Annotated in this window: 22 protein-coding genes; 11 read left to right on the forward strand and 11 right to left on the reverse strand. The window is 51.0% G+C overall.

Features of this window, described 5'->3' with window-relative positions:
- The first annotated feature begins 207 nt into the window (after window positions 1-207).
- The 10 genes from mdh (at window position 208) to CKO12_RS04020 (ending at window position 9,263) form a co-directional block, all read left to right on the forward strand.
- Entirely contained in the window at window positions 208-1,140 is a 933-nt protein-coding gene (gene mdh, locus CKO12_RS03975) for a malate dehydrogenase (RefSeq protein ID WP_200153496.1), read from the forward strand.
- A 210-nt stretch (window positions 1,141-1,350) separates the two neighbouring features.
- Complete coding sequence (locus CKO12_RS03980; RefSeq protein WP_200153443.1) at window positions 1,351-2,433, forward strand: pilus assembly protein PilM; 1,083 nt, start codon at window positions 1,351-1,353, stop codon at window positions 2,431-2,433.
- Window positions 2,434-2,439: 6 nt separating this feature from the next.
- Window positions 2,440-3,039, forward strand: coding sequence for a PilN domain-containing protein (locus CKO12_RS03985; protein WP_200153444.1), 600 nt, complete (start codon window positions 2,440-2,442; stop codon window positions 3,037-3,039).
- A 32-nt stretch (window positions 3,040-3,071) separates the two neighbouring features.
- Window positions 3,072-3,701: a type IV pilus inner membrane component PilO gene (locus CKO12_RS03990; RefSeq protein WP_200153445.1), complete on the forward strand. Its 630-nt coding sequence runs from the start codon at window positions 3,072-3,074 to the stop codon at window positions 3,699-3,701.
- Entirely contained in the window at window positions 3,698-4,270 is a 573-nt protein-coding gene (locus CKO12_RS03995; protein WP_242466192.1) for a pilus assembly protein PilP, read from the forward strand. The genes CKO12_RS03990 and CKO12_RS03995 overlap by 4 nt, the downstream gene beginning before the upstream one ends.
- Window positions 4,254-6,551 carry a type IV pilus secretin PilQ gene (locus CKO12_RS04000; RefSeq protein WP_338032691.1) on the forward strand — a complete coding sequence of 766 codons (2,298 nt, stop codon included), beginning with the start codon at window positions 4,254-4,256 and terminating at the stop codon, window positions 6,549-6,551. Before CKO12_RS03995 ends, CKO12_RS04000 begins: the two co-directional genes overlap by 17 nt.
- 5 nt (window positions 6,552-6,556) lie before the next feature.
- Window positions 6,557-7,669 (forward strand): tRNA guanosine(34) transglycosylase Tgt, encoded by a 1,113-nt coding sequence (gene tgt, locus CKO12_RS04005; RefSeq protein ID WP_200153446.1) that lies wholly within the window; start codon window positions 6,557-6,559, stop codon window positions 7,667-7,669.
- Between the two features lie 42 nt (window positions 7,670-7,711).
- Window positions 7,712-7,972: a glutaredoxin 3 gene (grxC, locus tag CKO12_RS04010; RefSeq protein ID WP_200153447.1), complete on the forward strand. Its 261-nt coding sequence runs from the start codon at window positions 7,712-7,714 to the stop codon at window positions 7,970-7,972.
- Window positions 7,969-8,367: an RNA-binding S4 domain-containing protein gene (locus CKO12_RS04015; RefSeq protein ID WP_200153448.1), complete on the forward strand. Its 399-nt coding sequence runs from the start codon at window positions 7,969-7,971 to the stop codon at window positions 8,365-8,367. Before grxC ends, CKO12_RS04015 begins: the two co-directional genes overlap by 4 nt.
- A 14-nt stretch (window positions 8,368-8,381) precedes the next feature.
- Complete coding sequence (locus CKO12_RS04020; protein WP_242466193.1) at window positions 8,382-9,263, forward strand: SDR family NAD(P)-dependent oxidoreductase; 882 nt, start codon at window positions 8,382-8,384, stop codon at window positions 9,261-9,263.
- Here the strand turns inward: CKO12_RS04020 and CKO12_RS04025 are convergent.
- Window positions 9,253-9,975, reverse strand: a complete 723-nt coding sequence (locus CKO12_RS04025; RefSeq protein ID WP_200153450.1) for an EF-hand domain-containing protein — start codon at window positions 9,973-9,975, stop codon at window positions 9,253-9,255. The genes CKO12_RS04020 and CKO12_RS04025 overlap by 11 nt on opposite strands.
- A gap of 88 nt (window positions 9,976-10,063) precedes the next feature.
- Window positions 10,064-10,378: a HesB/IscA family protein gene (locus CKO12_RS04030; protein ID WP_200153451.1), complete on the reverse strand. Its 315-nt coding sequence runs from the start codon at window positions 10,376-10,378 to the stop codon at window positions 10,064-10,066.
- A gap of 230 nt (window positions 10,379-10,608) precedes the next feature.
- Here CKO12_RS04030 and CKO12_RS04035 point away from each other — a divergent pair, with 230 nt between their 5' ends.
- Window positions 10,609-11,934: a DUF302 domain-containing protein gene (locus tag CKO12_RS04035; protein ID WP_200153452.1), complete on the forward strand. Its 1,326-nt coding sequence runs from the start codon at window positions 10,609-10,611 to the stop codon at window positions 11,932-11,934.
- 79 nt (window positions 11,935-12,013) lie between these two features.
- On the opposite strand, the gene flgL is transcribed toward CKO12_RS04035, so the two are convergent.
- The 9 genes from flgL to CKO12_RS04080 form a co-directional block, all read right to left on the reverse strand.
- Window positions 12,014-13,309, reverse strand: a complete 1,296-nt coding sequence (gene flgL / locus CKO12_RS04040) for a flagellar hook-associated protein FlgL (RefSeq protein WP_200153453.1) — start codon at window positions 13,307-13,309, stop codon at window positions 12,014-12,016.
- Between the two features lie 11 nt (window positions 13,310-13,320).
- Window positions 13,321-15,465: a flagellar hook-associated protein FlgK gene (gene flgK, locus CKO12_RS04045; RefSeq protein WP_200153454.1), complete on the reverse strand. Its 2,145-nt coding sequence runs from the start codon at window positions 15,463-15,465 to the stop codon at window positions 13,321-13,323.
- A 99-nt stretch (window positions 15,466-15,564) separates the two neighbouring features.
- Window positions 15,565-16,602, reverse strand: a complete 1,038-nt coding sequence (flgJ, locus tag CKO12_RS04050; protein WP_200153455.1) for a flagellar assembly peptidoglycan hydrolase FlgJ — start codon at window positions 16,600-16,602, stop codon at window positions 15,565-15,567.
- 42 nt (window positions 16,603-16,644) lie between these two features.
- Window positions 16,645-17,742, reverse strand: coding sequence for a flagellar basal body P-ring protein FlgI (locus CKO12_RS04055; RefSeq protein WP_242466194.1), 1,098 nt, complete (start codon window positions 17,740-17,742; stop codon window positions 16,645-16,647).
- Between the two features lie 93 nt (window positions 17,743-17,835).
- Entirely contained in the window at window positions 17,836-18,528 is a 693-nt protein-coding gene (gene flgH / locus CKO12_RS04060; RefSeq protein WP_200153457.1) for a flagellar basal body L-ring protein FlgH, read from the reverse strand.
- An 18-nt stretch (window positions 18,529-18,546) separates the two neighbouring features.
- The gene (gene flgG, locus CKO12_RS04065) at window positions 18,547-19,338 is read right to left on the reverse strand and encodes a flagellar basal-body rod protein FlgG (protein ID WP_200153458.1); all 792 of its coding nucleotides are present in this window, start codon (window positions 19,336-19,338) and stop codon (window positions 18,547-18,549) included.
- Window positions 19,339-19,365: 27 nt separating this feature from the next.
- Window positions 19,366-20,112: a flagellar basal body rod protein FlgF gene (locus CKO12_RS04070; protein ID WP_200153459.1), complete on the reverse strand. Its 747-nt coding sequence runs from the start codon at window positions 20,110-20,112 to the stop codon at window positions 19,366-19,368.
- A 39-nt stretch (window positions 20,113-20,151) separates the two neighbouring features.
- Complete coding sequence (gene flgE, locus CKO12_RS04075) at window positions 20,152-21,510, reverse strand: flagellar hook protein FlgE (protein ID WP_200153460.1); 1,359 nt, start codon at window positions 21,508-21,510, stop codon at window positions 20,152-20,154.
- A gap of 45 nt (window positions 21,511-21,555) precedes the next feature.
- Window positions 21,556-22,236, reverse strand: a complete 681-nt coding sequence (locus CKO12_RS04080; protein WP_200153461.1) for a flagellar hook capping FlgD N-terminal domain-containing protein — start codon at window positions 22,234-22,236, stop codon at window positions 21,556-21,558.
- Window positions 22,237-22,244 lie beyond the last annotated feature (8 nt).

The raw sequence follows: 22,244 nt of genomic DNA on the forward strand, positions 1-22,244 counted from the left end.
TGCATTGCAGCGCGGAATGTTTTTAGAAAACTTCCGCGTTTTTATTGCGCCATTTCCACGCCCTTTTACCTCGCCGCAGTTTCATCGTTTTATCATCTGCGTTTTTTAGAATTGCTCCCGGTTGATTGCTGGCAAATGCCACAATTCATCGCGGATGATCCGCACTGCGTTGATAACGCAAACTCCCAATTAAAAAGGCAAAGTCTCGTGAAAAAAATCACCATTGTTGGTGCCGGTCGCGTCGGTGAAACGACGGCGCAAATTCTGGCAGAAACTGAATTATGTCGTGAAATCGCACTATTTGATGTGCGCGAAGATGTTCCCGAAGGTGTGGCGCTGGATATTTTGCAAAGCGCACCTTTTTTTAAGTTTGATGGCGTCATTCACGGCAGCAATGATCCGCGCATTTTGCAAGATTCTGATTTAGTGATTATCACCGCCGGTTTTCCGCGCCAACCGGGCATGTCTCGCGCTGACGTGTTGGAAAGCAACGTGCGCATCATTGATCAAGTGACCGATCACATGCTGGCGTATGCCCCCAACGCGCTGGTGCTGGTGGTTTCCAATCCGGTCGATACGCTGACGTATCGCGTCGCGCAGCGCACTGGCTGGGGACGAGCGCGGGTATTTGGTCAAGCTGGCGTGTTGGATGCGTCGCGGATGGCGAGTTTTATCGCGCAGGAAACTGGTTTTTCGACCCGCGACATCACCACGCTGGTGCTCGGCGGACACGGCGACACGATGGTGCCAGTGACGCGCTTTTGTACGATCAATGGCGTACCGATTGCGCACTTTTTATCGGAAGAGCGGATCGCCGCCATCGTCGAACGCACCCGCAAAGGCGGCGCAGAAATTCTCGCTTTGCGTAAAAATTCAAGTGCTTATGACGCTCCCGGCGCGGCAGTGGCCACGATGGTTGACGCCATCGTCAATTATCGCCGCCGCGTGCTGCCCTGCGTCGCCCTGCTCGACGGCGAATACGGCGAGCGCGATTTAGCGATGGGCGTGCCGTGCATTTTAAGCGCACACGGCATTGAATCCATTGTGGAATTAGAGCTGAATGCCGCCGAACACGCCGACTTCGCCCAATCAGCGCAGGCAGTGCGAGCCGACATCGAACGGCTGCGCGACCTGAGTTAATCCAACTGGCGCGGCAGACCACCTTGCCGCGCTTCAGCTCGCAATCCTTTGAAATACAATCGTTTTTTGCAGCGCGGCATCATGTTGTCGCGCCAATTCCCCCGCATTTCAGTTCAAGCAACCTAGCGAAATCACTCAAATTTGTTATCTTTGAGCCACATGCTTGGCGACAACTTTTGACGGCGCTGTCACCGTCTCAGCGAGAACACCATGTTTGGATTTGGGCGCAAAAATAATCCCCTTCTCGGCATCGACATCAGCTCCACCGCAATTAAAGTTATTGAACTTTCTTATAAACCGAATAAAGCCAATTCAACGGCGAGTCAATATCGTTTAGAACATTTTGCGATTGAACCCTTGCCGTTTAATGCGGTTGCTGAAAAAAAGATTGTTGATCCTGAAATTGTCGGGCAATGCGTGCGCAAAGCCGTGATTCAATCTGGCACCAAAACCAAACGTGTCGCCATTGCCGTCACCGGCACCACCGTGATTACTAAAGTCATTTCCCTTTCTGCGAATTTGACCGATGCTGAAATGGAAAGTCAAATTCAAATTGAAGCCGATCAATATATTCCGCACCCGCTTGAAGAAGTCAATTTAGATTTTGATGTCATTGGGCCAACGCCAAATAATCCGGCGCTAGTCGATGTGTTATTAGCAGCCTCGCGCCGTGAAAATGTCGATGATCGGGTGGCGGTGTTAGAAATTGCGGGTTTATTGGCAACGGTTGTTGATATTGAAGCCTACGCGATGGAAAATGCCTGTTCTTTGCTGATTGAGCAAGGTGATCGCGCTATTGTCGCAGTCGTTGATATTGGTGCCGCCAATACCATGCTATATGTCATCAATCAGGGACAGATTATTTATACGCGGGAGCAAAACTTTGGCGGACAGAATTTGAAAGATGATTTACAACGCCGTTTAGGAATTTCGCGTGAAGACGCCACGCAAAAAATTCTGGATGGTGATTTGACGGAACCGCTCGAAAAAGAAGCCTTAGATGCTTTCAAAGAATCACTCTCGCAACAAATTGGTCGCGCTCTCCAATTCTTTTATTCGGGTACCACGTTTAATCATGTTGACCGCGTGATCTTAGCGGGAGGATCAGCGAGTTTGCCGCGAATTGATGTGTTTATGGAAGAACGCTTAAAACTTCCCACCAGTATTGCCAATCCTTTTGCGCAAATGCCATTAGCACCACAGATCAATGCCAAAGAATTATTATTTGAAGCACCCTGTCTGGTAGTTGCTGTTGGTTTAGCATTACGCAGCTTTGATCCACCGCGAGGATAACAGCAAGTGGCACGCATTAATCTTCTTCCTTGGCGTGAAGCGGCGCGACAACAACGCCAGCAAGAGTTTTTAATTGCTGGTGGGATCGCGCTGGGAATCAGTTTAGTTATTGCGCTATTTGTGCATCTATTTATTGAAGGACAAATCAGTAATCAATTGGGGCTGAACGATTATCTCACTGCTGAAATCGCCAAGCTGGATATCCAAATCAAAGAAATTAAAGATTTAGAAAAAACGAAAGAAGACCTCACCTCGCGGATGGAGGTGATTCAGCAACGGCAAAAAAGTCGCCCGGAAATTGTACGGTTGTTTGATGAATTAGTCACCGCACTGCCAGAAGGCGTGTATCTCACGTTATTGCAGCAAACTGGTTATAGTGTGCGCTTAGAAGGACGCGCCCAATCAAATGCGAGGGTGTCAGCGTTTATGCGTAAAATTGAAACGTCACAAGCGATTGGCAAACCGCGCTTATTGTTAATTGAAAACAAAGATAAAACGGACACGGGATTGAGCCATTTTAGCTTAACTTTTAGTCAAATCACTTCCGCCGATGAAGAAGAGAATAAAAAGACTAAAAAGCCTGCTGCTAAAGCCGCTGCAAAATAACGTTACATTCACCATTATTATGGCGTCTCGTCATGGATTTGAATGACATTGATTTTAACGATCTTGATCTCAGCGGTTTTGGTGAGTGGCCAATTCCGGTAAAGGCAGTCACCATTTTGATTGCCTGCATCGCGCTGGGTGGTTTGGCGTACTATTTTGACAGCCAAGAACAACTGCTGCGTTTAGAACAAGCGCAAGAAAAAGAAACGGAATTGCGCTCGCAATTTGAAGCCAAACAAAGCAAAGCTGCCAATCTGGATGCGTATCGCCAACAGCTTGCAGAAATGCAGGAATCTTTTGGGGCGATGTTGCGGCAATTACCTGATAAAACTGAAGTTGCCTCGCTGTTAGTTGATGTCTCACAAACTGGATTGGCAAATGGCTTGAAATTTGAACTCTTTCAGCCGCGTGACGAATTAGTGAAAGAGTTTTATGCCGAATTGCCAATTGATATTCGCGTGACCGGCAATTATCACGATTTTGGGCGGTTTATTAGCGGGTTGGCAGCATTGCCGCGTATTGTCACCGTCCATGACGTTAAAATTATTGCGGCGGCGGTAAAATCGGCCACTGAAGCCAAAAAAACGCCGAATCCTATTCCCCAATTAACCCTTGAGGCGACAGTCAAGACGTATCGTTATCTTGAGGAGAGTGGCAAATGATGCGCCGTTGTCTATGGTTAGGGTCGATTGTGGCATTCTGTGTCATACCACTGTTTGGTTGTAGTAATAGTGATATGACGACATTAGAAAGCTATACGCAGGAAGTGAAACAGCGCAAACCACGACCGATTGCGCCCTTGCCAGAAATTAAACCCATTGAGACCTTTGTGTATACGCCGGGTGAGCGGCGCGATCCCTTTGTTCCAGACGCGCAGGCAATGCCAGTTGAAGAAGAAAAACCCATTGAAAGCGAATTGGCACCTGATCCAAATCGTCGCAAAGAAGAATTAGAAAATGTGCCGCTAGATTCATTACAGATGGTTGGAACTCTTAGCCTTGAAAGTAACAACATAATTTTGGGAATTATCCGAACAAAGTGCGGAACCGTTCACACTGTAAAAGTGAATAACTACTTGGGATTGAATAACGGTCAAATTATCAGCATCACTGAGACTGAGATACAAATAAGGGAAATCGTTGCTGACATACCAGGTCAATGGCAAGAACGAGCTGCTGCTCTTTCATTAAGCGAATCAATTGAGGATAAAAAAAGTGGTTCATGTAACTAAATATCACCGTTGGCTCGTTTTACTTATTTTTTCACTTTATTCATTTGCTTCAGCACAAGCAAATGAATTAATTAGCGTGCAACCATCGGCGTTACAGGGCAATCAAGTACAAATTCAACTGACTTTTTCTGCGCCAGTTGCAATGCCTAAAAATTTTTCTATTCAAACGCCAGCGCGAATTATGCTTGATTTCACTGATGTCACCAGTAAACTTGAGCGGAAATCAATGCCGATTGGTGTTGGTGCAGTGCATAGTTTAGTGGCAGTTACTGCGGTAGAGAATGGGAGTGAACGAACGCGAGTTGTCTTAAATCTCACTGATTCCTTGCCTTATAAAGTCAGTGCCGCAGGAAATCAGGTGACAGTATTGGTGAATGCACAAAATACACCTGCACCGGTGGTAATGGATACACCACCAGCACCTAATTCAATTCCAGCAAATCAAGCACCTCCTCGTGCAACGACTGCGGCGAATGGCGCAGCAGTGCGGGATATTAATTTTCGGCGCGGCAATAATGGCGAAGGGAGCGTGGTAATTCGGTTGCCGAATGCAAATACTCGCGTTGCTGTGCGTGAAGAAGGTACTCGTGTATTGGTTGATTTGTATGACACAACATTACCGAAAAAGCTATTTCGCCGTTTAGATGTGACTGATTTTGCCACGCCAGTGACTGCGGTTGAAACACGCGCTAATGGTCGCAACGTATTGGTTGAGATTCAAACCAGTGGCGATTTTGATCACATGGCGTATCAAACGGATGATGTTTTTACACTAGCCGTTCGCCAACTAACACAATCTGAAAAAGATGACAATGAAAGTAAAAACAAGGTTTATGGTGGAGAACGCGTAACTTTTGAGTTCCAAAACATTGAAGTACGTCGTGCTTTGTATTTATTATCAGAAGTTATGAAAAGAAATATGATCGTCACAGATACAGTTGTGGGCGAGATAACGTTAAAACTTAGTCAAGTTCCTAGTGAAGAAGCATTAGATATTCTTTTACGGGTTAAAAATCTTTCAATGCGCGATACTGGCAGTGTAATTTTGGTGGCTCCAGCAGCAGAATTAGCAGCGCAAGAACAAATGCAAGCTGAATCAACGCAAAAAATTGAAGAACTTGCTCCCTTAAAAACAGAGTATATTCAAATTAACTACGCTAAGGCAGCAGATATTTCAGCGTTTTTAACTGGCGGCGCAATTCATAAAGAATCAAAATCAACGACTAGCGATTCAACTACCAGTGCTGGAATGAACAAAAAAGCGAGAAATAGAAGCGGCACAGAAAATATGTCTTCTATGGAAAGCGATTTATACAAAGGCTCAATTTTAACGCCCGGTCGTGGTAGCGCCACTTTTGATGAACGTACCAACACTTTAGTCATCATGGATACAGCAGTGCGAATCAATGAAGTTAAAAAAATTGTGGCGCGATTAGATGTTCCAGTGCGCCAAGTTCTCATTGAATCGCGGGTGGTAATTGCAAATAATGATTTCGCCCGCGATTTGGGAGTGCGTTTTGGCGTTTCCGGTTCGATGGGTTCAGTTGGTAATAATGAGTTGATGGTAGCAGGCGGACAAAATGGGAGTCTTGCCGTTAGTGGTTTTGATAAAGGTCCATTTGGTCTCAATCTTGATACTGGAACCCCGTATAATTCAGGGCTCATTGATGCGAATGGCAACCAAACATTGGTGAGCAATCTTCCCGTTAGTGACCCATCTGGAGCGGTCAATTTTTTGCTTGGTAAAGTGGGCTCTTATTTATTGCAACTCGAATTATCAGCCATGCAACGCGAAGGACGCGGTGAAATTGTGTCTAGCCCGCGTGTCATCACTTCAGATCAAAGCCAAGCAAGCATTAAAGTTGGACAAGAAATTCCCTATAAAACTGTGTCTGATGAAGGAACTAAAGTTGAGTTTAAGCCAGCAGTTTTGCAGCTTGATGTGACTCCACATATCACGCCCGATGATCGTGTTATTATGGATTTATTAGTGAGTAAAGATTCCGCAGATTATGCTAATCAAACGACTGACGGCGTGCCAATTAACACGCGCTCGGTAAAAACTTCTGTATTAGTTAGCAATGGTGAAACGGTTGTTTTAGGCGGCGTCTTTGAACGGCAAAAGTCGTTTCAGAAAGAGCAGGTGCCTTGGTTGGGTGATGTGCCGGTATTAGGGCGTTTATTCAAAAGTGAAGCGCGTTTAGATAATAATAACGAACTCCTCATTTTTGTAACGCCGAAGATTTTGAAAGGCGATATGGCGAAAACTGGCAAGCAATAAATCAAATGGACTTTCAGTTAATTCAACAAGACGGTTTAGCGCGGCGCGGGCAATTGCATTTCGAGCGCGGCACGGTCGCAACGCCCGCGTTTATGCCCGTCGGCACCTACGGCACCGTCAAAGCGATGACGCCAGAGGAATTGCGCGATGTCGGCGCGGAAATCATCCTCGGCAACACCTTTCATCTCATGCTGCGCCCGGGCACCGAGGTTATTCGCGCCAGCGGCGATCTCCACACATTCATGCACTGGGAGCGCCCCATCCTCACCGATTCCGGCGGTTTTCAAGTATTTAGCCTCGGCGCGTTGCGCAAAATCACCGAGGCCGGCGTCCACTTCAAATCGCCCATCAACGGCAGTCCAGTCTTTCTCAGCCCCGAGGTGTCGATGCAGGTACAGCGCGAGCTGGGCGCAGACATCGTGATGATTTTTGACGAATGCACGCCTTATCCGGCGACTGCGGCGCAGGCGCGAGCGTCAATGGAGCTGTCATTGCGCTGGGCGGCGCGGTCGCGGGCAGCGCACGGCGATAACCCAGCGGCGTTATTCGGGATCGTGCAGGGCGGCATGTATCCGCAGCTCCGCGCTGAATCGCTCGCGGGCTTGATGCAGATCGGTTTTGATGGCTACGCGATTGGCGGGCTGTCGGTCGGTGAACCGGAAGCGGAACGCTTGCAAGTGCTTGATTTTCTCGCAGATAAATTGCCGACTGAGCGCCCACGTTATTTGATGGGCGTTGGGACGCCTGAAGACCTCGTGGCGGCGGTGCAGCGCGGGATTGATATGTTTGATTGCGTGATGCCGACGCGCAACGCTCGCAACGGTCATCTGTTCACGCAGCACGGCACGGTCAAAATTCGCAACGCCGTCCATCGCACCGCGACTGCGCCGCTCGATCCGTTGTGCGAATGCTACACCTGCCGCCATTACAGCCGCGCTTATCTGCATCATCTTGATAAATGTAAAGAAATTCTCGGCGCTCGGCTGGCAACCATTCACAACCTGCATTATTACCAAACCCTGATGCGCGGGCTGCGCAACGCGATTGCTGCCGGGCAACTTGCCGCTTTTGTGCAGGAATTCAAACGCTTGCGCCAGACGCCGGTTGATGCGGACTAACGCGCCAGCCGCTTTTTCATTCTGTCATTCTGACTTGTTCCGATGCCTCAAATCACTCTGTACACCACCTTGATTTGCCCATATTGCCACCGCGCTAAACGGCTGCTGAAACGCAAAGGCGTTGTTTTTCAAGAGATTGCGGTTGATCGTGATCCGGCGCAATTTGACATCATGGTCAACCGCAGCCGCCGTTACACCGTGCCGCAGATTTTCATTGATGATCGCGCCATCGGCGGTTATGACGATCTGGCGCTGCTCGACGAACGCGGCGAACTCGACGCACTGCTGGAGCTGACGCGATGAACGCAGCGAGTGAATTAACCGAATTGCGTTTAGATAAATGGCTGTGGGCGGCGCGGTTTTTCAAAACGCGCCCGCTGGCGGTGGAGGCGATTAACGGCGGCAAAATTCAGGTCAACGGGCAGCGTGCGAAACCGAGCCACAGCGTGCGAGCGGGACAACAGTTGACAATTCATAAAGATAGCTTGATTTGGGACATCGAGGTGCTGGCGCTCAATCGTCAGCGGCGACCGGCGAGCGAGGCGGCGTTGTTGTATCGGGAAGAGGAGGCGAGTCGGGAACGGCGAGCGGCGGCGATGCAGGAACGGCGTGATCTAGGCAGCGGTGACGCGACTAAACCGAATAAACGCGAGCGGCGCTTAATTCAACAATTTACGGGACGCGGTGAGACGAATTGACGGCAATGGTGACCATGAACGGTAAAACTGCGTTGATTACTGGCGCAAATTCGGGTTTAGGCAAGGCGTTGGCGCTGGCGTTGGCGCACGAGGGCTGGCGCGTCGGGCTGGTTGCGCGGAACGCGGAACGCGGCGCGGCGGCAATGGCGGAGATCGCGGCTGCCACCGGCAATCAGGAGTTGCATTTATTCGTCGCAGATTTGGTGGAGCAGACGGAGATTCACCGCTTGGCTGCCGAGGTCAACGCGCAGTTTGCGCAGTTACATCTACTTATTAACAACGCGGCAACTGCGTATCCGACGCGCCAGCTCAGTTCTGATGGGATTGAATGCGCATTGGCGGTGAATCATTTAGCGCCATTTTTATTAACGCATTTATTATTGGAACGCCTCAAAGCCAGTGCGCCAGCGCGAATTGTGACGGTTGGCACGCGAATGAATACGGCGCTGGAATTCAATGATTTGCAGTGGGAGCGGCGGCGCTATCGGCAACAGCAGGCGTATGGGCAATCGAAGCTCGGCAATCTGCATTTCACGTTCGAGCTGGCGCGACGATTGGACGGCAGCGGAGTGACGGCAAATTGCGTGTTTCCGGGTGTATTTCGCTCAAATCTCGGCGGCACCGATGGAGCGCAGGGTTGGTTTTGGACGTTGGTTGCAGCGGTGTTGGGCTGGGCGCTACCAACGCCAGAGCAGGCGGCGCTGCGGGTGTTGTTTGTGGCCACTCATCCGCTGGTGGGCGGAATCAGTGGCACTTATTTTGGGAATCGCAAACCGTTGCGAGCACCGGCGCAGGCACTGGATGTGCGTGCCAATCGGCAATTATGGCGAGCCAGTGAAATGCTGACCGGCATCTTGCCGTTGGCACCCGGTCCTCTGCGCCAGCTCAGGCCATGACGGACAGCCCGGTTTGATAAGTAGAGGAAATGCCGGCGCGAGACTGTTGTTGCGCCGGTTGTGTCTGCCCATACGCATCCATCAATTGCATGATGCGCTGTTGCAACGCATCCCCAGTGCTTTTACTGCTACCAGTTGTTGTCGCAGCGGTGGTCGCGGTCGTCGTGACAGTTGTTGCTTCATCAGTCGCAGCGGTTGCTGTCGTTGTGGACTCGGTTTGGCTGGTTTGCAAAATCGCTGCTAACGATTCTGCCGCACTGACGACGCCATCACCATTGGTATCGCTTGGATCAAGCAACGTTGCTGCCGTCGTGGTATCCGCTGACTCAGCAGGAGGTGGCGGCGGGGGTGGGCCACCGGGACCGCCCGGTCCGCCTGGACCACCCGGTCCGGCACCACCCGGACCGCCCATGCCCTGAGCATATTGAGCGCCATCCGCCAAATTTTGCAGAGCGCCCGCAATTTCCTCGGCAGTTGCTTGCCCATCCTTGTTGCCATCAAAGGCAGAAAACACTTCCTCCGCATTCTGCACCGCCGACGTGCTATCGGTTGCAGTTTGCGCAAAAGCAGCTTGCAAATCAGTTACTTCAAGATAACCCTTCTTTTGAGTATCCAGATTTGCCACGAGGGTTTCGGCTGCTTTCAACGGGTCTGGGCGTTGTATTCGCGCCAGATTAGGCATCATTGATGCGCCACTAATTGCATTAACCATTACAACCTCCGTATTCACATAAATAAAACTGAGCGCAATTTTCGCTCATACCAACAGTGTATTCCTCAGTATAGAACACACTCCCATTTTACGCTTCACAAGGTGGACGATAATTCGGGTCTTTGGGATTAAGAAAAATGAAATGAAATTGCCCCGGTTCAATTTCCACATAATCCATCGTCGCTTGATCGAGTAATGGCACCTGCTCCGGCGTCATCACCACCGCAATCCCTTCACAAGTCAAGCGAATATCATCCTCAGTGTATTCATCAAAGCCCATACGATACACAATTTCTCCATCTGGCTGCTGGGCTGCTGCCAACCGCAATGACATTCCCTCAGTGCCGCCCTGATGTGCCGCTTTCAATACCTGCGCGGCAGCAGTTGCTGTGAGCTTAAACATTGCAAACCCTTATCTGTTGATGATCAAGTGACGAGAAATTATGCCACGCTTTGTGCAGTACTTGCGCTAAACGCCAGCATCTGCGCCCGGCAGTTTCAACTGACAACTTGTTGGCGGTCGAAAGCACTATCAAGGTAAGAGTTGACGATCTTGGTAACAACCTAGATACTCGCTGACGCAAGAGAATGATAAAAATACGGTTTAGTATCACCAACGAGGGGGTTTTATTGATGATTCGGCGCACATTCACTTCCAGCGTATTGCTATTCGCGTTTCTATTGAGTCCCAGCGTATTCGCGGCTGGGTTTTCACCGTTTATTCAAATCGCAACCGTGCCAGCCGTATGGAAAAACGGCAAGGTAGATGCGGCTGCAACCTATAAACGAGCGGCTGATATTGCATTCACGATTGCTGCTTTTGTGGTTAAAAAAGATGAAGCAGTATTAGGCTTATCAGAGAGCAATTGGGTATTAGGTGGCGTGGCAGAAAGTGCAACCATTAAAGATGCTGACATTAAAGCAGCTATTTTAGATGTCCCCACCACTCTACCCATCAATCCCAATCTTGCCGTTTCAGCAACCAATACCAAAAAGATCAACATTCTCGAAGTCTGCAATCAGGTGTTTGCGAGTAAAGCATTGGGCGTCACTCCGGTAGTTGGCACCACTCATGTCGCCAATGGTCATTTACATGCCACCGCTTTACCTTGTGAAATTGCAATCTACGCAGATGAATACGATATTAAAATTGAAATGCTGAATGCCGAAGCAATTTTCAGTTTATTCTTTACTGATGTGTTATTCAGTAAACAGATGCAAAACCAAGCCTTCGCAACAGAACTGCAAAAGTTGCCAGCGCAAGTCAACGCCGAATTGCCAGCCATTGTTTATCGGGCGCTCACCGATGCAAAAATTGCCTATTTAGCGGATGATTGGTCTAAAGGACCTTGGTTTAGTGATGAATGGGATATGGTACGCGCTTTGTTATCAACGCCCATGAATTCACCTTATGTGCATTTCACTTATACCAAAGCGGATGGCAAGGTCTTTTCAGATGATGACGTGCTGACGATTGCAAAAACAATTATTGCCACCTTAACTGTGAACGGTACTGCCAGCGCGGGCATTCATGATGTTGCATTAGAGGCGCAATTGAGCACTGGTTCACAATGGCGGTCAGCGCGTCCTGCTCCATTATCATTACCCGGTGGAATTAAACTGATTGAAGGTTGTTCACCACTGTATGCAAAACAGGCGCTGACCACTGGTTTTTATCATGCCACCGCTTTGCCGTGTGAATTGGCAGTAATGAAAACTGCGGATAGCAAGCAGCTTTTAATTAGCTTCCTTGATCCGCATTTTATGTTTAACGCTTTGTTTTCAGATGCTTTTGCGCGGATGACGGAAGAGCAATTGACCGCCTTTGCAACGCTGCCAGATGTGGTTTTAGCTGATTTGCAGACTATTGTAGATTATGCGTTAAACGAGAAATTGCCAGCCAAAGGAATTGAATTAACAGCGCCAGTATCCTTCTATTACGACATGCTGCCGTTCTGACCGTCGCGCAAAATTTTGCCAATAAAAAACACGCTGCGGCGTGTTTTTTTTCTCCAGAGAGCGGGGCAGTTGCTTGAAATTAAAGCAGATCAAACAACGACATCTTGTTCATTTCGATGTAGGTTTTTTGTGCAGCTTCTAACACCACTTCTTGCAATTTGAACCGGCTGATTGCTTCCGCATAATCAAGATCGCGCACCTCAGAACGGGTATTGGATAAATCCAAAATGCGCTCCGCATTCAATTCTGTTTGCGTGTCTAAAGTTGCTAAACGCACGCCAACAGTGGTGCGAATTTCACTGAATTGCGCCAGACCAGAATCAACATTGCGCAAGGCAATACTGCTGGCTTTTGACAGCATTTCCCGATCTTTTTCAGGCGATAGCGATTGTTCAAATGCGCTGGCAATATCTTCTAATGTTTGAAAAATACTAACCTGAGTGACGGGACGCGAAATCACTTCATCGCCATTCGCGGGCGCACCTTCAATCGTGATTTGACGACCAGCAAATTCAATGGGTTGATTGGCGGGAGTTGGTGGCATAAATACCCCGCCCGCGTCGGTGCTGCCGTAGGTGCCGCTAATTAACGCACCGTTGTTATCGCGCACGGCGTGACCATCCATATCCAACACGTTATATTCCACCGCGCCCGGATGCGTTGCCGGATAGCTGAATTTAATTCGCAGCGTCTGATCGGCGCTATTGAGCGCGTCCTCTAAATTGGCACTTGCCACCGATGCGACCTCCATCGTGCCGGTATTGGTCGCCTTCGGGACGGCTTCTGTTAATAACCCGCTGCGTTCGGGAATCGCCATAAATACGGCTTCACCGGTATCACCGCCGCGAATTTGACGGTTATTGGTGATGTCGATGGTGCGCACAGAACCCGCGCCAGCAGCACCAACATACGACACCACACCTGTATCGCTGACGATAAATGGCTCCGTATGGGAACGGGTGCCCGCAAATAGATATTCACCATTTGCTTCTTTGAAATTCGCAATACCAATTAAATCTTCGCGCAATTCACGGATTTCTCGCGCCATAATGGAGCGATTTTCATAAATGTAGGTGTCATTACTGCCTGCTACCACTAATTCGCGTACGCGCTGCAAAATGTTTTGACTGGCTTCAATTTGCGTTTCTTCTTGTTCTAATTGCGGGCGCACTAAATCGTTATTGCGTTGATACTGTTCTGTAGTTTTAATAGCGACATCTAATTGCACTGTTTGCGCAGCGGCATTCGGATCATCAGCAGGAGTTAAGAATGTGCGTCCACTCGATAACTGTAAATTTGTTTGATTCAATTTAGATTGAGCGCGTTGCATGGTCGCCAAATTGGAATTGAAAATTTGAGGAGTTGAAATACGCATGGATGACTCCGTTAACCGCGAACCGCGTTGAGCAGGGTATCGAATATCGTGCTGCTGGTGCTAATCACCTGTGCTGCGGCTTGATAGGCTTGTTGAAAGCGAATTAAATTGGCGGCTTCTTCATCGAGATTGACACCAGATACTGCCTGATATTGGGCTTGCGCGGCGCTTAATAGGGTTTCATTGGCTTCATGCGCAATTTGCATGTGATACGTTTCAGAACCAACGTTAGATAACAAGCTGTTATAGCTGCCGTGAAAAGTTTCTTTACCGCGCACCAAAAACGTATCTTGCAGCGCCGTCATCGCCAGCATGTTGCGGTTATCACCGTTGCGCCCCGCGCTGAGATCAAGCGTGAACGCATCGTAAGCGTCTGGTTCGCCTTGGATATCCAGCTCCCAACCGTCACCAACCACCGTCGTGGTTTGGGGTTCTTCCGTTTCCAGCGCCGTTTCCGTGACTGCGACCGTGAACACCTCGCCATTTTCCGGGGTGCCGCGAATCCGCATTTCCCAACCTTGGGTCGCAATCGTGGTCACGCCCGAAGGATCAAGCGTGAAGCGTTCGCCGCCGACGCTAAATTGCTGTTTAGTGGCATCAAAACTCACCAAGGTGCTGGGATTTAAGCCGATTTGTTCGGGATCGGTGACGCGGAAACTCTCCACCGTTGCCCCGCCCACTTCGGCACCATCGCTGATGCTGATCAAATTCACTGCGTCAGCGTCTTGATTGACCACGATGGCGGCGGGTTTGGCGCTCGCGGCACTGGCATCAGTGATGCGCAGATCAATCAGTTTGGCGCTGCCCGTGTTGTCAGCAGCCACTAACGCGCCGGAAGCCGCTGCGATCAACTCTGGATCGTCAATGACGACCTCCAATTGACTGGACGCCGTGCGGGTCGGTTGAATCAACCAGGTATCACCATCTTCGGGAGCGCCAGCCAGAATGGCGGCAGGATCAATTTGCAGTCCGTCGCCAATCAATACATCCGGCTGCGTGGGATCAGGAGTCAAGGTGACGACTGCATTGGACGGCTGGCGCGTCAGATAAAAATTTCCGCTGTGATATTGCAGGCGGTAATCGCTGGCGCTGAGAGCGGCAACATCGACAACCGTCACCGTTGGTACCGCGATCTCGGCGTTCGTGGGTTTGGGATACACCTCAACTGCGGGCAGCGTGAACAAATCGCCGCCAACATCACCGTTTAAGTCCAGTCCCAGCTTGTTTTGCTCATTAAAGCGCGTCGTCAACGTCAGCCCGATCAAGCCCAGCGTGTTTTGGGCAACATCAATGACATTGGTACGACTGTCGATCAAGCCACCGAGTCTGCCGCCGCTGAGTTGGCGAGTGACATTTGCGGGCGCACCGTTGGCGTTGACTTGCAGACCAATATCCACGTTGACCGGATCGCCGCTGAGATGATCGGTCAACAATTTGCGAGCATTGTTGCCCATCACCAGCGTTTGCCCGTTGCCCGCAAACACGTTGACCGCGCCGTCGTCTTCCATCGTGATGCTGATGTCAACCCTTTCTGCCATCTGGTTGAGCAATAAATCACGTTGATCGAGCAGATCATTCGGCGGTCCGCTGGTGCCCATAAATCCGCCGCTAATGCGACTGTTGAGATCGGCCACCTTTTGCGCAAACTGGTTGAGTTCTCCCACCGTTGCTTCAATTTGCCCGTTAATCAAACTGCGCTGTTCATTGAGTTGCTGATTCACGGTGTTGAGACGTCCGGTGAACGATTCCGCCGCTGCCAGCAAGGTGATGCGAGCGGGAAGCGAGGTGGGATCATCGGCAACATCTTGGAGCGCGGCGGAATAACTGTTTAATACCGGCGTCAAGCCCGTTGTTTCATCGGCAAGCAAATTATCGACGCGCTGCGCAAACTCCAAGCGGACGCTGGTATTGGTGTTGATAGTGAGGGTGTTACGCAGTTGGGTATTGATGAGATTGTCGCTGATCCGCTGCACACTGGTGAGCCGGACACCTTGACCGATGTAATGACCGACACGTTTTTGCGGTGTCTGCTGCGTCAATTCCACCCGCTGGCGGCTGTAGCCTTCGGTGGTCGCGTTAGCAATGTTATGGCTGGTGGTGGCTAGGGCACTTTGGGAAGCCATGACCCCAGAAACGCCCGTGCTGAGAATACTCATCGCAATAACCTTAAATTTGATTGACGCACAGCACTCTGTCCGTCAGCCCAGCAAGCGCATCTCGCGGCACATCATTAACCCCCCGCAAGGACTGAAACATTAACTCTCAGTGGTTTTATCGGCGCGAACGCTTGAGACTTGAGAAGTCGCTACCACTTCAGATGCGCTCAGGCTGCCAAATCGGTCACGAATTCCCAACACCTTGGCAGCATAACGCGGATCGGTCGCATAACCCGCTTGCTGCAAACCGCGAATAAAATCCGCGCCGTTGGTGCTCGCCAACGCTTTCCCATAACGCGGATTGCGGCGCAGAAATGCCACATAATCCACAAACGCATCCGCCGGACTCTCATAAGCACGAAATTTTGCCCGCTCGCGTTGCGCCACGCCGTTGCGATATTCCAGCGTCCCCACCGCGACCGAAGCGCCTTCCCAGCGCGAATCAGCCTTGATTCCAAACAAATTAAAACTGCTGCTGCCATCAGCGCGGCGCGGAATATGTTTACCCCAGCCAGTTTCTAACGCGCTCTGCGCCAGCAACACATCCGTATCCATTCCCAACGTCTGCGCCGCCTGCTGCGCAAACGGCTTGAGATACGCCACAAACTCCGCCGGCGTGCGCGGCGGCCACTGCGCTTGACCTTGAAAAGTGGTCAACGGCTTCACCTGATTTGACGAAACGCTGGCAGTTGTGGGCGCAGCGGCTGGCGCAGCAGCGTCAACACTTTGGCGGTGCAGCGGTTTCAGCGCCTGATTGCGCTCTGGCAAGCGCAAGGTCTTCGGATCACGCTCACCGCTCACCGTCGTCGCGCCAGCACTGACTCCGGTGGGAGAAAGCTGGCGCATCAACAATTTGCGCAAGCCCAGCCCTTCACCTTGGCTCAACGCCGCTGCAATCTGTTGATCGTGCAGCTCTTGATACATTTTGCTTTGTTCAGAATCAAAGATGCCACCGCCGGACGAGGCAGCACGCATCTGTTTGAGCATTTGCCCAGTCAACAGCCCTTCAAAGGCACGCGCCGTGGCTTCTAACGCCGCGGGATCGCCGTTGCGGGCAGAGGTTGCTAACGGCTGCAAGCTCTTCGGATCGCTCACCAGCCCGCCGCTCGCGCCAGTCGGCGCGGCAGCGCTGGTCATCAGCCGGGTTCCAAAAGGTGCGGTGGCGGACAACATGACGGCTTAAATCACAATCAGCTCGGCGCGTAACGCCCCGACTTCGCGCAACGCATCGAGAATGGCGACCAAATCACCGGGCGCTGCCCCGACTGCGTTAATCGCCTGCACGATGTCACCCAGCGCGGTGCCGGGCGCAAACAGAAACATGCGATTTTTCTCTTGTTTCGCACCCACCTGACTATCGCTGGCAGTGGCGGTGCGCCCGCCGGAGCGTCCATTGGGCTGCGACGCCACTGGCGTTTCTTCAATCGTGAGAGTGAGATTGCCGTGCGTGATGGCGGCAGGTGTGACCTTGACATCCGCGCCAATCACCAGCGTGCCGGTGCGGGAATTGATGACCACACGAGCCGCTGGTGCGCCGGTGGCGACGTTGAGATTTTCCAGCGCCGACATAAACGCCACCCGTTGCCCGCGTTTGGTGGGAGCGCGGACCTGCACTGAAGAACCATCTAGCGCCTCGGCCACGTCCTTGCCAAAGCTGCGATTGATCGCCTCCACCATTTGCGTGGCGGTGGTGAAATCCGGTCGCCGTAAATTGAGCACCAGCGCGTTGCCATCGCCAAAAGTATTGGGCACCTCACGCTCCACCGTCGCGCCGTTGGGAATCCGCCCCACGCTGGGAACGTTGACCGTGATGCTGCTGCCGTCTTTACCTTCCACGCCAAAACCGCTGACGATGAGATTGCCCTGCGCCATCGCGTAGACCTCGCCGTCGATGCCTTTTAATGGCGTCATCAGCAAGGTGCCACCGCGCAAACTTTTCGAGTTACCGAGAGAGGAAATGGTGATGTCGAGCCGCTGTCCGGGTTTGGCGAACGGCGGCAAGTCGGTCGTAATCATCACGGCAGCGACGTTTTTAAGCTGCGGATTGACGTTGGGCGGGATGGTGACGCCGAGCTGACCGAGCATGTTTTTCAGACTTTGCACGGTGAACGGCGCTTGCGTGGTTTGATCGCCGGTGCCGGTGAGACCGACCACTAAACCGTAACCAATCAATTGGTTATCGCGGACGCCAGCGATGGTGGCGAGGTCTTTGATGCGTTCGGGAGTGCCAAAATCGTTGGGATTAAACGATTCATTGCCGGCGGAGAGCTGGGTCATGCCGCAACACAGCCCAATCAAGCACAGGTGGCGGAGGAAGTGGCTGAATTGACGCATGGCGAACCTCGCTGTGGGGGTGTCGCCGCTGCTGGTTTAGAACGGCCACACCGGATGATTGAAGAACCGTGATAACCAGCCGGGGGTGTTGCTGTCTTGAAGGGCACCGGTGCCGCCGTAATAGAGTTGCGCATTGGCGACTTGAATCGACTGCACGGTGTTGGTGGCGCTGATGTCAACCGGACGAATGATGCCGCGTAACCGCACGAATTCATTGCCTTGATTGATGCCGAGCCATTTTTCGCCCTGCACGACCAGATTGCCGTTTGGCAACACTTCGGCGACGGTGACGGTGATTTCGCCGCTGAGTTGATTGCTCTGGCTGGAATCACCAGCGCCATCAAAACTGCCGTCGTTGGCGCTGCTGGCGCTCAAAATCGGCAATCCGCCTGGGATCACATCCCGTCCAGCAATATTAAGACCACCAATGCTCATATCGTTTGATGAGCTTTTTGTCGTCGTGGTCGCTGTCGATTTTTTGGCGTTCGTGCGTTCTGCCAACTGCACCCGCACCAGATCGCCGACGCGACGCGCTTTGTAATCTTCAAATAACCCTTGACTGCGGGTGGTTTGATAAATCGCGCCATGATTGGCGGCAGACGGCAGCGGCGGTTGTGGCGGGATCGGACGATAGTCTTGTGAATCGCCGGGTTTCGTTGACGTGAGCGCAGCGCAGCCGCTCAATCCGAGCGCGATGAGCAGGAGTGTGGAGCGCGTGAGCTGGCGCATGGCAAGCAGAAGTTGGGATTAGCGAGCGAGGTTGTTATTGACGAATTGGAGCATCGAATCGGCGGCAGCGACGGCTTTGGAATTGACCTCATAAGCGCGTTGGGTTTCGATCATGTTCACCAATTCTTCCGCCATGTTGACGTTGCTGGTTTCCAAAGTGCCCTGCACGACGGTACCGATGCCATTTTGACCCGGATTTGCGGACTGCGCGGTGCCAGAAGCGCCGGTTTCGATGTAGATATTTTCGCCCATCGCCTGCAAACCGGCGGGATTGACGAAATCAGCGAGCTGGATCGTGCCGATCTCTTGTCCGGCTGCCTCGCCGGGAATCTGCGCGGAGACGGTGCCATCTTTGCCAATCGTCACTGACAGCGCGTTGGCGGGAACCGTCAAGCCCGGCTGCAACGGATAGCCGTTCGACATGACGATCTCGCCGTCAGCATTGAGCTGAAAAGTGCCGTCGCGGGTGTAACCCATCTCGCCGCTAGGCAGCAGCACTTGAAAAAACCCGCGCCCTTCGATGGTCATATCGAGCGCGTTTTCGGTTTGCACCATGCCGCCTTGTGTGAACAGCTTTTCAGTAGCGACGGTGCGCGAACCCATGCCGAGCATCAATCCTGATGGAAGCTGTGCCTGTTGCGTTGCCTGCGCGCCGGGCTGGCGGATGGTTTGATAAATCAAGTCTTCAAACACCGCCCGACTCTTTTTGAAGCCGTTGGTGTTGACGTTCGCCAAATTATTGGCGACCACCGCCATGCGCGTTTGCTGCGCGTCGAGCCCGGTTTTAGCGATCCAAAGTGATTGATTCATAAAAATTCCTCGCAGTTAGGCGTGGCGCTAACTGCCGCTAATTCCCAGCAGGCGATTGTGATTTTGTTCGACGTTGTTGGCAGCATCCATCATCTTGATTTGCAACTCAAAATTGCGTGACAGATCAATCATCTCCGCCAGCGCCGACACCGTATTGACGTTGCTGCTTTCCAACGCGCCACCGATCACGCGCATCGTGGCATCGGCTGGCAGCGCCTGCCCATTCCGCGCCCGAATCAAGCCATCTTCACCGCGAAACAACGCCTTGAGATCAGGATTCACCAGCCGAATGCGATCAATGGCGGTCAGCGCGTTGGCACCAGAACCGCCGGGGCGCACTGTGATCGTGCCGTCGGTGCCAATTGAAAAGGCTTCATTTGGCGGCACGGCAATCGGTCCGCCGCCGCCGAGCACTGCTAAACCGCGCTCGGTGCGCAAAATGCCAGTGGAATCAACGTGAAAATTGCCAGAACGGGTGTAGGTTTCGGTGCCATCGGGCGCTTGCACCGCGATAAAACCGGGACCATCGAGGGCGATGTCCTGCTCGCGTCCGGTGCTTTGCTGCGCCCCGAGCGAAAAATCAATTGCCTCATCGCGCACCTGCACATAATCACGGGAATCAAATACGGGGCCACGAATTGGCACGGTATAGGCGTCACCCAAGGCTTGGCGAAAACCATGCGTATTGGCATTTGCCAAATTTTGGTGATTGATTGCCTGCGCATAGAGGTTTTCTTTTGCGCCCGACATTGCGAGATAGAGAAAACGATCCATGATTCAATTGCTCCGGCAATCAATGTTGTATTCAAATGACTATTGCAGATTCAGAATAGTTTGCACCATCTGATCGGCAGTAGAAACGGTTTTTGCATTCGCCTGATAATTGCGCTGCGCAGTGATGAGATTCACCAATTCTTCGGCAACATCAACATTAGAGGCTTCGAGGGCACCAGATTGTACCGAACCGAGTTCACCATTACCGGGCGCGTCATAGGTATGTTCACCAGACTCAGCAGTTTCAATCCAAGCGTTATTTCCGATCACCTGCAATCCTTGCGGGTTATTGAAATTCGCCAGCGCCACCTGTCCTAGTGCTTTTGATTGACCGTTCGTATAGCGAGAAAACACAATGCCATTCGCATCAACTTCGAGACCACTCAATCTTCCCACTGCATTGCCATTCTGGCTCAATTCATTCACCGTGTATTGCGTTCCAAACTGCGTCATACCAGTGAAATTGACAAAAACCGTTGTATCTACTAATGGTGGCACAACATCTGGGTTTTGCACGGTACCAATTTGAGCACCGTTATCAGGTTTATACAACGCTAAATCTGGAAATGGAAATGCTTGCAACTCATCTACAGCGGGCGTCACCAAATTGCCAGTGGTGTCAAAGGTCAACGATATTGGTGTAAGCGTATTAGGACTTGCGGGATCAGCCCAATCACCTAAATCTGCATACACATTCCATGTCAATGGTGTTTCTGTTTTTTGGAAATAGAACGTCATATTACGCGGCAACCCCAACGTATCGTATACCGTTGCCGAGGTTGAGTAGTTGTAAGTATCTGGATCGTTTTGATTGAACGTCACCAAGGTGCCGTTAATATCACGGATTGCCTCAGCATCAGAACGCAGGTTGATTTTAGAAACGACCTTACCAGTTGATGTTGGCGGGAAATTTTCTAACGGCAACTGCAAACTTTGTAGGTTGCCAACATCAAACTCTGGATCATTTAATTCTGGTACAAATACGCCCTCAGTCACGGCATAAAGATTGTCATCTTTGCGCGGATAAGTCTGTAACTGTTGTCCTTGGCTGTTTACAACATAGCCATCTTGATCCACCTGAAACGCACCAGCGCGGGTGTAAGATTTACTGCCGTTTTCGTCCATGATAAAGAAGCCTTGCCCACTAATTGCCAAATCCATGACATTGTCACTGTAATCTAGTGAGCCTTGGGTGAATTGCTGTGGCGTTGCTGCCAGCCGCGCTCCAGAACCAATTGCCGTTTTACTAATGCTGCCGTAAGACTGAACGAATAAATTAGCAAACTCAGCGCGAGATTCCTTAAATCCCACCGTGCCAGAATTTGCAATGTTGTTGCCAGTCACCTTGAGGTCTGCTGACGCGGCATTTAATCCCGTCAACCCGATATTAAAAGACATGTGATATTCTCCTGTTTCATTCAAAAGCAGTGGCTAAAAAACAAACTAACCAATACGATAAACATCGGCAAAACTGATATTACCAAGCCCTTTAACATTGAGCTTCAAACCGCCGCTTGTGCTGTCGTAGGCTACATTCTTTATCTGACCATTCAACAACGTTTCAAACGCTTCTGTTTTACCATCAACTTGACCAGTAATCTGAAACGTATAAGCGCCAGCCGGTGCCGGTTTGCCACTATTATTCAGTCCATCCCAGCTAAATTCTTGTAATCCAGCACTTAAACGACCGAGATCAACATTACGAATCAATTGTCCACTGGCGTCGGTGACGCTCACGGTCACTCCTTGTGTTGATGAAGGCAAATCCACCGCACCATTTATCCCTTCCCCTTCAGACAAGGTCGCGGATTGCGCGGGTGCAAGCACATTTTTACTTACTAACACTGCCGCTTGCAGCGCCTGACTTTGATTTAATGATAAAGACAGGGCGCTAAATTCTTTGGTTAATGATTCAATTCCCGTAACGGTTGAAAATTGCGCCATCTGACCAAGGAATTCGCCATTTTCCATTGGTGCCAATGGGTCTTGATTGGTCAACTGCGTGGTCATTAACTTAAGGAAATCATCTTGCCCAAGTTTATCATTTTTTTCTTTTACAACAGGCGTTGATGAATACGTTGTTAGTCCAATGCCAGTGTAGGCTTCTGCGGATACATTTGCCACGAGTGATA

Source organism: Chromatium okenii (assembly GCF_016583745.1).
Classification (GTDB): domain Bacteria; phylum Pseudomonadota; class Gammaproteobacteria; order Chromatiales; family Chromatiaceae; genus Chromatium; species Chromatium okenii.